The sequence below is a fragment of the Ramlibacter sp. AN1133 genome (genome assembly GCF_037890035.1).
Lineage (GTDB): Bacteria > Pseudomonadota > Gammaproteobacteria > Burkholderiales > Burkholderiaceae_C > Ramlibacter.
In genome coordinates this window covers 311510-320701 of the sequence record NZ_JBBKTQ010000006.1, presented here as the reverse complement: position 1 = coordinate 320701, position 9192 = coordinate 311510, and the positions used below count along the sequence as shown (strand labels likewise).

General features: G+C 66.4%; 17 protein-coding genes. 13 read left to right on the top strand and 4 right to left on the bottom strand.

The features are described from left to right. The first annotated feature begins 3 nt into the window (after nucleotides 1-3). A complete protein-coding gene (gene rpsJ, locus WG923_RS11315; protein WP_145895499.1) occupies nucleotides 4-315 on the top strand; it encodes a 30S ribosomal protein S10 in 312 nt (103 codons plus the stop codon). Between the two features lie 84 nt (nucleotides 316-399). On the opposite strand, the gene WG923_RS11310 is transcribed toward rpsJ, so the two are convergent. Further along, nucleotides 400-603 (bottom strand): hypothetical protein, encoded by a 204-nt coding sequence (locus WG923_RS11310; RefSeq protein WP_340351060.1) that lies wholly within the window; start codon nucleotides 601-603, stop codon nucleotides 400-402. 283 nt (nucleotides 604-886) lie between these two features. Between WG923_RS11310 and rplC the strand changes: the two genes are divergently transcribed. The 11 genes from rplC to WG923_RS11255 all read left to right on the top strand — a co-directional run bounded on the left by rplC (nucleotide 887) and on the right by WG923_RS11255 (nucleotide 6533). Then, nucleotides 887-1588 carry a 50S ribosomal protein L3 gene (gene rplC / locus WG923_RS11305; RefSeq protein WP_340351059.1) on the top strand — a complete coding sequence of 234 codons (702 nt, stop codon included), beginning with the start codon at nucleotides 887-889 and terminating at the stop codon, nucleotides 1586-1588. Then, complete coding sequence (rplD, locus tag WG923_RS11300; protein ID WP_340351058.1) at nucleotides 1589-2209, top strand: 50S ribosomal protein L4; 621 nt, start codon at nucleotides 1589-1591, stop codon at nucleotides 2207-2209. Next, nucleotides 2206-2523: a 50S ribosomal protein L23 gene (gene rplW / locus WG923_RS11295; protein WP_340351057.1), complete on the top strand. Its 318-nt coding sequence runs from the start codon at nucleotides 2206-2208 to the stop codon at nucleotides 2521-2523. The genes rplD and rplW overlap by 4 nt, the downstream gene beginning before the upstream one ends. A 2-nt stretch (nucleotides 2524-2525) precedes the next feature. Beyond that, nucleotides 2526-3350, top strand: a complete 825-nt coding sequence (gene rplB, locus WG923_RS11290; protein ID WP_340351056.1) for a 50S ribosomal protein L2 — start codon at nucleotides 2526-2528, stop codon at nucleotides 3348-3350. A 12-nt stretch (nucleotides 3351-3362) separates the two neighbouring features. Continuing rightward, complete coding sequence (gene rpsS, locus WG923_RS11285) at nucleotides 3363-3641, top strand: 30S ribosomal protein S19 (RefSeq protein WP_340351055.1); 279 nt, start codon at nucleotides 3363-3365, stop codon at nucleotides 3639-3641. Nucleotides 3642-3650: 9 nt separating this feature from the next. Further along, nucleotides 3651-3983 (top strand): 50S ribosomal protein L22, encoded by a 333-nt coding sequence (gene rplV, locus WG923_RS11280; protein ID WP_340351054.1) that lies wholly within the window; start codon nucleotides 3651-3653, stop codon nucleotides 3981-3983. Nucleotides 3984-3991: 8 nt separating this feature from the next. Continuing rightward, nucleotides 3992-4903 carry a 30S ribosomal protein S3 gene (rpsC, locus tag WG923_RS11275; protein ID WP_340351053.1) on the top strand — a complete coding sequence of 304 codons (912 nt, stop codon included), beginning with the start codon at nucleotides 3992-3994 and terminating at the stop codon, nucleotides 4901-4903. 23 nt (nucleotides 4904-4926) lie between these two features. Continuing rightward, a complete protein-coding gene (gene rplP, locus WG923_RS11270) occupies nucleotides 4927-5343 on the top strand; it encodes a 50S ribosomal protein L16 (RefSeq protein ID WP_340351052.1) in 417 nt (138 codons plus the stop codon). Nucleotides 5344-5356: 13 nt separating this feature from the next. Beyond that, entirely contained in the window at nucleotides 5357-5569 is a 213-nt protein-coding gene (gene rpmC / locus WG923_RS11265) for a 50S ribosomal protein L29 (RefSeq protein WP_340351051.1), read from the top strand. Nucleotides 5570-5574: 5 nt separating this feature from the next. After that, nucleotides 5575-5844 (top strand): 30S ribosomal protein S17, encoded by a 270-nt coding sequence (gene rpsQ / locus WG923_RS11260; RefSeq protein WP_340351050.1) that lies wholly within the window; start codon nucleotides 5575-5577, stop codon nucleotides 5842-5844. Between the two features lie 182 nt (nucleotides 5845-6026). Further along, nucleotides 6027-6533: a peroxiredoxin gene (locus WG923_RS11255; protein WP_340351049.1), complete on the top strand. Its 507-nt coding sequence runs from the start codon at nucleotides 6027-6029 to the stop codon at nucleotides 6531-6533. A gap of 136 nt (nucleotides 6534-6669) precedes the next feature. On the opposite strand, the gene WG923_RS11250 is transcribed toward WG923_RS11255, so the two are convergent. Together WG923_RS11250 and WG923_RS11245 are read right to left on the bottom strand one after the other, a co-directional pair. Continuing rightward, nucleotides 6670-7185 carry a GNAT family N-acetyltransferase gene (locus WG923_RS11250; RefSeq protein WP_445322916.1) on the bottom strand — a complete coding sequence of 172 codons (516 nt, stop codon included), beginning with the start codon at nucleotides 7183-7185 and terminating at the stop codon, nucleotides 6670-6672. A gap of 79 nt (nucleotides 7186-7264) precedes the next feature. Continuing rightward, on the bottom strand, nucleotides 7265-7960 hold the full coding sequence (locus tag WG923_RS11245) for a cytochrome b/b6 domain-containing protein (protein WP_340351047.1): 696 nt from the start codon (nucleotides 7958-7960) through the stop codon (nucleotides 7265-7267). Nucleotides 7961-8085: 125 nt separating this feature from the next. Between WG923_RS11245 and WG923_RS11240 the strand changes: the two genes are divergently transcribed. Beyond that, nucleotides 8086-8538, top strand: a complete 453-nt coding sequence (locus WG923_RS11240) for a c-type cytochrome (protein WP_340351046.1) — start codon at nucleotides 8086-8088, stop codon at nucleotides 8536-8538. A gap of 111 nt (nucleotides 8539-8649) precedes the next feature. Here the strand turns inward: WG923_RS11240 and WG923_RS11235 are convergent, their stop codons facing one another. Next, nucleotides 8650-9153, bottom strand: coding sequence for a TlpA family protein disulfide reductase (locus tag WG923_RS11235; RefSeq protein ID WP_340351045.1), 504 nt, complete (start codon nucleotides 9151-9153; stop codon nucleotides 8650-8652). Between the last annotated feature and the right edge of the window lie 39 nt (nucleotides 9154-9192).

Here is a 9192-nt window from a genome sequence, read left to right as displayed (position 1 = left end):
GAGATGGCACAGCAGAAGATCCGCATCCGCCTCAAAGCCTTCGATTACAAGCTGATCGACCAGTCCGCCGCCGAGATCGTCGACACCGCCAAGCGCACCGGCGCCATCGTCAAGGGCCCCGTGCCCCTGCCGACGCGCATGAAGCGCTTCGACATCCTGCGCTCCCCGCACGTGAACAAGTCGAGCCGCGACCAGTTCGAGATCCGCACGCACCAGCGCCTGATGGACATCGTCGACCCGACCGACAAGACGGTCGACGCCCTGATGAAGCTGGACCTGCCGGCGGGCGTGGATGTGGAGATCAAGCTGCAGTAACTCTGCCGCTTGCCCCCGAGAAAGGCCGCCTCCGGGCGGCCTTTTTTCTGGCGGGTGGCCCTGCGCGGGAAGCGATTCGGGGAGTCAGTGACGCAGGGTCGCGACCGACGCCACCACCGACAGCAGCAGGACGGACCAGGGCGCCAGGCGCAGGAGAAGGAAGCGGGTGACGGCGTGGCTCGCGGGATCGTGGCGGCCCTGGCCCTCGACGATGGCAAGGTCCTCCGGGAGGACTGCGGCGGGGGCCTGGCTGTCCTCGAAGGCGGGGAGGATGGACGAATGGCTCATGATGATCTCGGCAGTGGTGCGAGCGTAGCGCGCCAACGGCCGAGGTAAAGCAGAGAAATGCCGGGCCCCTCCTTCCCGGATCCCTCTCGGCAAGCGCGGCGTTTTCTGCTACGCAGCCACCAGCGAGCCCTCCCGCCGGGCAGGGTGGCAGGTCTTCGGGAAGACTGCTACAATAGTCGGCTTCGCTCGTTTTGCAGCGCGCGAAGCTTTTTTCAACCCTCTCTCGTACCCCAAACGTGGCAGCCAATTGCAGCGGCCGCGGCGAGAGCAACGGAGTAACAACATGAGTCTGAGCAGCCTCGGGTTGCTGGGCCGCAAGGTGGGCATGATGCGCCTGTTCACCGATGAGGGGGATGCTGTCCCCGTCACGGTGCTGGACGTGTCCAACAACCGCGTGACCCAGGTCAAGAACCAGGACAACGACGGCTACGTGGCCTTGCAGGTCACGTACGGTGCGCGCAAGGCCTCGCGCGTCACCAAGCCGATCGCCGGACACCTCGCCAAGGCGGGGGTCGAGTCCGGTGAAATCATCCGTGAATTCCGCGTCGACGCCGACACCGCCGGCAAGTACGCCGCCGGCAAGACCGTGCCGGTGCAGGACGTCTTTTCCGCCGGCCAGCTGGTCGACGTGCAGGGCACCTCGATCGGCAAGGGCTTCACGGGCACCATCAAGCGCCACAACTTCCATTCCCAGCGCGCCTCGCACGGCAACAGCCGTTCGCACAACGTGCCGGGTTCGATCTCCATGGCGCAGGACCCGGGCCGCGTGTTCCCGGGCAAGAAGATGTCCGGCCACCTCGGTGACGTGACCGTGACCGTGCAGAACCTCGACGTCGTCCGCGTGGACGAGGCCCGTGGCCTGCTGCTGGTCCGCGGCGCGGTTCCGGGCGCGAAGAACGGTTTCGTGACCGTGCGCCTCGCCGCCAAGGGCCAGCCGAAGCCGGTTGCCGCCCCGACGGCGAAGGCCGAGAAGGGGAAGAAGTAAATGCAACTCGAACTCCTGAACGAGCAAGGCCAGGCAGCGTCCAAGTTCGACGCTCCTGAGACGGTGTTCGGCCGCGAATACAACGAAGCGCTGGTGCACCAGATCGTGGTGGCCTTCCAGGCGAACGCCCGTCAGGGCACGCGCGCCCAGAAGGACCGCGAGCAGGTCAAGCACTCGACCAAGAAGCCGTTCCGCCAGAAGGGCACGGGCCGCGCCCGCGCCGGCATGACCTCCTCGCCGCTGTGGCGCGGGGGCGGCCGCATCTTCCCGAACAGCCCGGAAGAGAACTTCACCCAGAAGATCAACAAGAAGATGTACCGCGCCGGCATGGCGTCCATCTTCTCCCAGCTCGCGCGCGATGGCCGCCTGGCGGTCGTCGAGTCGCTGACGGTCGACAGCCCCAAGACCAAGCAGCTGGCCGCCAAGTTCAAGAAGATGAACCTGGAGTCGGTGATGGTGATCGCCGACGAAGTCGACGAGAACCTGTTCCTGGCGTCGCGCAACCTGCCGCACGTCCTGATCGTCGAGCCGCGCTACGCCGACCCGGTGTCGCTTGTCCATTACAAGAAAGTGCTCGTCACCAAGGGCGCGATCGACAAGCTCAAGGAGATGTTCGCATGAGCGCTCCCAAGAAGTACGACGAAGGCCGCCTGATGCAGGTGCTGGTCGCCCCGATCATCTCGGAGAAGGCCACCCACGTCGCGGACAAGACCAACGCGGTGACCTTCAAGGTCCTGCAGGATGCGACCAAGCCCGAGATCAAGGCCGCCGTGGAACTGATGTTCAACGTGAAGGTGACGGGCGTCTCGGTTGCCAACATCAAGGGCAAGACGAAGCGCACGGCGCGCTCGGTCGGCCGCCGCGACAACATCCGCAAGGCGTATGTGTCGCTCGCCGCCGGCCAGGAGCTGAACTTCTCCGGGGAGACCGCTTAATCATGGCAGTCATCAAGATGAAACCGACTTCGCCCGGCCAGCGCGCCGTGGTGAAGATCTCGCGCGATCACCTGTACAAGGGTGACCCGTACGCGCCCCTGCTGGAGAAGAAGTTCCAGAAGGCCGGCCGCAACAACAACGGCCACATCACGGTTCGCCACAAGGGCGGCGGCCACAAGCACCACTACCGCGTGGTGGATTTCGTCCGCAACAAGGACGGCATCCCGGCGAAGGTGGAGCGCATCGAGTACGACCCGAACCGCACGGCCCACATCGCCCTGGTGGTGTACGCCGACGGCGAGCGCCGCTACGTGATCGCCCCGCGCGGCCTGGAAGTCGGCGCGACGCTGCTGTCCGGTGCCGAGGCCCCGATCCGCGCGGGCAACACGCTGCCGATCCGCAACATCCCGGTGGGCTCCACGATCCACTGCATCGAGATCATGCCGGGCAAGGGCGCGCAGATCGCGCGTTCCGCCGGGACCTCCGCGACGCTGCTGGCGCGCGAAGGCACCTACGCGCAGGTCCGCATGCGCTCCGGTGAAGTGCGCCGCATCCACATCGAATGCCGCGCCACCATCGGCGAAGTGGCCAACGAAGAACACAGCCTGCGCCAGATCGGCAAGGCCGGCACCAAGCGCCACATGGGCATCCGCCCGACGGTGCGCGGCGTCGCGATGAACCCGATCGACCACCCGCACGGTGGTGGTGAGGGCCGCACCGGCACCGGCGGCCAGCCGGTCGACCCGTGGGGCAACCTGACCAAGGGTTACCGTACTCGCAACAACAAGCGCACGCAGACGTTCATCGTCTCGCGCCGCAAGAAGTAAGGGGTCCGCAACATGACGCGTTCTCTCAAGAAGGGTCCGTTCGTGGACCACCACCTGGTGGCCAAGGTCGACAAGGCCGTCTCCACCAAGGACAAGAAGCCGATCAAGACCTGGTCGCGCCGCTCGATGATCCTGCCCGATTTCATCGGGCTGACCATCGCCGTGCACAACGGCAAGCAGCACGTGCCGGTCTACATCACCGACCAGATGGTGGGCCACAAGCTGGGCGAATTCGCCCTGACGCGCACCTTCAAGGGTCACCCCGCGGACAAGAAAGTCCAGAAGAAGTGAGGATGAACCATGGCTGAAACCAAAGCGATCCTCCGCGGCGTGCGCCTGTCCGTCGACAAGGGCCGCCTCGTGGCCGACCTGATCCGCGGCAAGAAGGTGGACCAGGCCCTGAACGTCCTGAACTTCACCCAGAAGAAGGGTGCCGTCATCATCAAGAAGGTGCTGGAGTCCGCGATCGCGAACGCCGAGCACAACGATGGTGTCGACATCGACGAGCTGAGCGTGAAGAGCATCTACGTGGAACAAGGCACCGTGCTGAAGCGTTTCACCGCGCGCGCCAAGGGCCGCGGCAACCGCATCAGCAAGGGCACGTGCCACGTGTACGTGACCGTCGGGAACTAAGGAAGAACATGGGACAGAAGATCCATCCGACCGGCTTCCGCCTGGCCGTCACGCGCAACTGGAACTCCCGCTGGTACGCGAGCAACCGCGACTTCGGCGGCATGCTGGCCGAGGACATCAAGGTGCGCGAGTACCTGAAGACCAAGCTGAAGAACGCGGCCGTCTCCCGCGTGCTGATCGAGCGTCCGGCCAAGAACGCCCGCATCACGATCTACTCCGCCCGTCCCGGCGTGGTGATCGGCAAGAAGGGCGAGGACATCGAGAACCTGAAGAAGGAACTCGCCACCCGCCTGGGCGTGCCGGTCGCGGTGAACATCGAGGAAGTGCGCAAGCCCGAAGTCGATGCCCAGCTGATCGCCGACTCGATCACCCAGCAGCTCGAAAAGCGCATCATGTTCCGCCGCGCGATGAAGCGCGCGATGCAGAACGCCATGCGCCTGGGCGCGCAGGGCATCAAGATCATGTCGTCGGGCCGCCTGAACGGCATCGAGATCGCGCGCACCGAGTGGTACCGCGAAGGCCGCGTGCCGCTGCACACGCTGCGCGCCGACATCGACTACGGCTTCTCCGAAGCCAAGACCACCTACGGCGTCATCGGCGTCAAGGTGTGGGTCTACAAGGGTGACACGCTCGGTCGCACCGACCTGCCGTCGCTCGACTCCACGCCGCGTCCCGAAGGCGAAGAGCGCCGTGGCCCGCGCGGCCCGCGCCGTGACGGCGACCGCCGTGGCGGCCCTGGCGGCGATCGTGGCCGTGGCGGCCCCGGTGGCGGACGTGGCGGCCCCCGCCGCGACGTCGGCACCACCAACGTCGCGCCGGCCGAAGGCAGCGACAAGCCCGCTGAAGCAACCCCAGGCGCGGAAGCGCCGAAATCTACCGTTAAGCGCGTGGCCCGTCCCGCGCCGGGCAGCAAGAGCTGACCCGACGGTAAAGGAGAGAAGAAATGCTGCAACCTGCTCGCCGGAAATACCGCAAAGAGCAAAAAGGCCGCAACACGGGCATTGCCACCACCGGCAATTCCGTGGCGTTCGGCGACTTCGGACTGAAGTGCACCGACCGCGGCCGCCTGACCGCCCGCCAGATCGAGGCCGCGCGTCGCGCGATCTCCCGTCACGTCAAGCGTGGCGGCCGCATCTGGATCCGCGTGTTCCCCGACAAGCCGATCTCCCAGAAGCCCGCCGAGGTGCGGATGGGTAACGGCAAGGGCAACCCGGAGTACTACGTGGCCGAGATCCAGCCGGGCAAGATCGTGTTCGAGATCGTCGGCGTGCCCGAGGAACTCGCGCGCGAAGCGTTCAAGCTGGCTGCCGCCAAGCTGCCGCTGCGCACCACGTTCGTCACCCGCATGATCGGCGCCTGAGGAGGAGATGCAAATGTCGAAAGCCAATGATCTCCGCCAGAAGGACGTCGCCGGCCTGGAAGCCGAAGTGAAGTCGCTGCAGAAGGCCCATTTCGGCCTGCGCATGCAGAAGGCCACGCAACAACTCAACAACACCGCCACGCTGCGTTCCACGCGCCGTGACATCGCCCGCGCCAAGACCATCCTGGCGCAAAAGCGTGCGGAATCCGCCAAGGCGAAGGAGTGAACAACATGACGGAAGCCAAAACGTCGCTGAAGCGCACTCTGGTCGGCAAGGTGGTGAGCGACAAGCGCGCCAAGACCGTGACCGTGCTGGTCGAGCGCCGCGTGAAGCACCCGCTGTACGGGAAGATCGTGATCAAGTCGAGCAAGTACCACGCGCACGACGAGACGGGCCAGTTCCACACTGGCGACGTGATCGAGATCCAGGAGAGCAAGCCGATCTCCAAGACCAAGAACTGGGTCGCGACCCGGCTGGTCGAGAAGGCCGAGGCGGTCTGAGCGCCGCACGGCCGCCCGAAGGCGCTCGCCCCCTCCGCCTGCGGAGGGGGGAGGCGTAGCACGAAGTGCATAGCCTGGGGGAGGAGCCCGAGAACCCTCGCTGCCCTGCAGGCAATGCGGAAACGGCCCACAATCGTGGGCCGTTTTTGTTTTGTCCGCAAACTTTGCACGAGGAGAGCAACATGATCCAGGTCGGCGACCAACTCCCTGACGTCACCCTGCAGGAATACTCGGAAGTGGAGGGCAATGGCTGCTCCATCGGCCCCAACCCCGTGAAGGTGCGCGAGGCCGCCAAGGGCAAGACCATCGCGCTGTTCGCGCTGCCCGGCGCCTTCACGCCCACCTGCTCGGCCAAGCACGTGCCGGGCTATGTCGAGAAGTTCGACGAGCTGAAGAAGTCCGGCGTCGACGAGATCTGGTGCGTGAGCGTCAACGATGCCTTCGTGATGGGCGCCTGGGCGCGCGACCAGAAGAGCGGCGGCAAGGTCCGCATGCTGGCCGACGGCAGCGCCGATTTCGCCAAGGCAACGGGCCTGACGCTGGACCTCACCGGCCGCGGCATGGGCCTGCGCAGCAACCGCTACTCGATGCTCGTGAAGGACGGCAAGGTGGCCAGCCTGAACGTGGAAGCGCCGGGCAAGTTCGAGGTGAGCGACGCGGGGACGCTGCTGTCGCAGGTGAAGGCGTAAAGGCTCTCTGTTTCCCTCCCCCTCCGGGGGAGGGCAGGGTGGGGGCGCTGCGGGGCCCGTACGATCACCGTGCTCTTCGGGGGCACCGGGAGCGCCCCCACCCCAACCCTCCCCCGGAGGGGGAGGGAGTGGAGGCCTAGCTCCGGCTGCTCAGCGGCGCGGGCCCGGTCACCCAAAGGTCCGCCTTCAGGTAGTGCGCCCCCGCAATGGGGTTGTGATAGTAGGGCGGGATTTCCTCGAAGCCCAGCTCGCCGTACAGGGCGCGCGCCGCCTCCATGTCGTCCAGCGTGTCCAGCAGCACGCAGTCGTAGCCGGCGCGGCGTGCGGCATCCAGCGCCGCTTCCGCCAGCTGGCGGCCCAGGCCGAAGCCGCGGAAGGCCCGGCGCACGTACAGGCGCTTCATTTCGGCGGCGTTGGGGTAGTCGGCGTTGTCCATCGGACGCAGCGCGCAGCAGCCGGCGACTTCGCCGTCGACCCGCGCCAGGAAGAGGGCGCCCCGCGGCGGTGCGTACTCGCCGGGCAGCACGGCGAGTTCCTCCTCGAAGTTCTGGAAACAGAGGTCGACGCCGAGGCCTTCGGCGTATTCGCGGAAGATGGCGCGCACCTCGTCGAGTTCGCGCCCCGCGGGAGTGGTCAGCTCGATGACCGGCAAGGGGGCAGTGTCCAAGGTCCGGAAAGCAAGTCCATGGACGGCGAATTTTAGCCGGTCGACATGGATGAGCTTTACGTTTTTATCCTAGCCGGGTGATCCAGGTGACCAGGCCGGCGCAGGCCAGCGCCACCGCCACCGCCACGGTGCGCGAGGTGGCGTCGTCGCGGGCGGAGGGCGCCGGGTGCGCGACCTCCTTGTCGCCCGTGATCATCGGCCGCACCAGCTGCTCGCGCTTGCGGCGTTCGTAGAACACGATGGCGGCGATGTGCAGGGCCACCAGCGCCAGCACCAGCCACTGGCCCGCATTGCGGTGATAGGAAGTCAGCGCCAGGCCGCGCGCCGTGGAGACGAAGCGATTGAGCGGGCCCGTGAAGCCGGCTTCGTCGTCGGTGAAGAGGCCCGTGGCGGCCTGCGCCAGCAGCACCAGCAGCATCGCGAACACCGAGCCCGCGCCCAGGGGGTTGTGCCCCACCAGGTGGTCCGGGTGCGCGCGCCCGGAGATGTATGCCATCACGCTGCCGGGGGCGTAGACGAAGGTGCGGAAGCGCGACCAGCGCCCGCCGATGAAACCCCACACCAGCCGGAACAGCAACAGCGCCAGCACGGTCGCCCCGATGCGCGCATGCCACTCGGTGGCGGGGCCGCCCACCTTGCCCGTGACCACGAGCCCGATGACGCAAATCGCGAGTAACCAATGGAATAAACGCGTGGGCAGGTCCCACACGCGCACCCGGTGGGGCGGGGAGTTGCGGTGCTTGTCGTTGTCAAGTGACATAGGTATTTCGCAAGGAGCGGGTTTGCTCAGTAGATTCCCGCACTGGCAAACGCCGAGGCGAACTTTTATCACGCCCTGTAGTCTGCCGCTGTGGCACCCGCCACTCTAACCACGGAGAAGAATCGATGAAAGTTGTCGCCACCCTGGCCGTCGCCGCCGCAGCGTTCACCCTCGCCACCCCGGCGTCCGCCCAGTTCGCCAAGCCCGAGGACGCGGTCAAGTACCGCCAGAGCGCCATGTTCATCATGGGGCAGAACTTCGGCCGCATCGGCGCCATGGTCAACGGCAAGGCGCCGTACGATCCGGCCGCCGCCGCCCTCAGCGCCGAGATCGTCGCCGAGATGGCCAGGCTCCCCTGGCCCGGCTTCGTGGCCAACACCGACAAGCTGTCGCAGAAGGCGAAGTCCGAGATCTGGACCGACGCCGCCAAGTTCAAGGAAGCCTCCGAGCGGCTGCAGAACGCGGCACCGAAGCTGGCCGCCGCCGCCAAGACCAACAACATGGATACCTTGAAGGCCGCCTTCCAGGACACCGCCGGCACCTGCAAGAACTGCCACGACAACTTCCGCAACCAGTAAGCCCCCGTCATTCCCGCGGAGGCGGGAATCCAGGGCGCCCCAATGCAAAAGCGGCCGACGGCCGCTTTTCTTCTGCAAGTCCTGGGCCCCCGCCTGCGCGGGGGTGACAACCTAGGACTCCGCCAACAGCTTCTCGATCAACTCTTGCAGTTCGGCGAAGTTCGGCTCGCCGACATAGCGCTTGACGATCTCGCCCTTGCGGTTCACGAGATACGAAGTCGGCGTGAGCTGCACCTCGCCCCACGCCCTGGCCACCGCGCCGGTGTTGTCGATCGCGACCTTGAACGGCAGCTTGCGCGTCTCGGTGAAGTTGACGACATAGCTGGGCGGGTCGTAGCTCATGGCCACCCCGACATGCTCGTAGCCCCGGGCGTGGTACTTCTCGTAGGTGGAGACCATCCGGGGCATCTCCGCCACGCAGGTCACGCAGCTCGTCGCCCAGAAGTTCACCAGGGTGACCTTGCCCTTCAGGTCCGCCGTGGTCTGCTTCGAACCATCCAGCAGCACGAAGGTGGTCTGCGGCGCCGCCTGCGTGCCGCCCACCGCGAAGAAGGCGCCCGCGGCGGCGATCGCCACCGCGGCCGCACCGAGGATCCATTGCCTGCGCGCTGCCATGGGCCGATTCTCGCGCAACACGGAATCGCCTGCCTGATG

Bases quoted from the DNA above. Each gene is read 5' to 3' on its own strand.
- rplB (WP_340351056.1), top strand. From the start codon at position 2,526: ATGGCAGTCATCAAGATGAAACCGACTTCGCCCGGCCAGCGCGCCGTG.
- rplP (WP_340351052.1), top strand. From the start codon at position 4,927: ATGCTGCAACCTGCTCGCCGGAAATACCGCAAAGAGCAAAAAGGCCGC.
- rpsS (WP_340351055.1), top strand. From the start codon at position 3,363: ATGACGCGTTCTCTCAAGAAGGGTCCGTTCGTGGACCACCACCTGGTG.
- rplD (WP_340351058.1), top strand. From the start codon at position 1,589: ATGCAACTCGAACTCCTGAACGAGCAAGGCCAGGCAGCGTCCAAGTTC.
- rpsQ (WP_340351050.1), top strand. From the start codon at position 5,575: ATGACGGAAGCCAAAACGTCGCTGAAGCGCACTCTGGTCGGCAAGGTG.
- rpsC (WP_340351053.1), top strand. From the start codon at position 3,992: ATGGGACAGAAGATCCATCCGACCGGCTTCCGCCTGGCCGTCACGCGC.
- rplW (WP_340351057.1), top strand. From the start codon at position 2,206: ATGAGCGCTCCCAAGAAGTACGACGAAGGCCGCCTGATGCAGGTGCTG.
- WG923_RS11240 (WP_340351046.1), top strand. From the start codon at position 8,086: ATGAAAGTTGTCGCCACCCTGGCCGTCGCCGCCGCAGCGTTCACCCTC.
- rplC (WP_340351059.1), top strand. From the start codon at position 887: ATGAGTCTGAGCAGCCTCGGGTTGCTGGGCCGCAAGGTGGGCATGATG.
- rpmC (WP_340351051.1), top strand. From the start codon at position 5,357: ATGTCGAAAGCCAATGATCTCCGCCAGAAGGACGTCGCCGGCCTGGAA.
- WG923_RS11255 (WP_340351049.1), top strand. From the start codon at position 6,027: ATGATCCAGGTCGGCGACCAACTCCCTGACGTCACCCTGCAGGAATAC.
- WG923_RS11245 (WP_340351047.1), bottom strand. From the start codon at position 7,960: ATGTCACTTGACAACGACAAGCACCGCAACTCCCCGCCCCACCGGGTG.
- WG923_RS11235 (WP_340351045.1), bottom strand. From the start codon at position 9,153: ATGGCAGCGCGCAGGCAATGGATCCTCGGTGCGGCCGCGGTGGCGATC.
- rpsJ (WP_145895499.1), top strand. From the start codon at position 4: ATGGCACAGCAGAAGATCCGCATCCGCCTCAAAGCCTTCGATTACAAG.
- WG923_RS11310 (WP_340351060.1), bottom strand. From the start codon at position 603: ATGAGCCATTCGTCCATCCTCCCCGCCTTCGAGGACAGCCAGGCCCCC.
- rplV (WP_340351054.1), top strand. From the start codon at position 3,651: ATGGCTGAAACCAAAGCGATCCTCCGCGGCGTGCGCCTGTCCGTCGAC.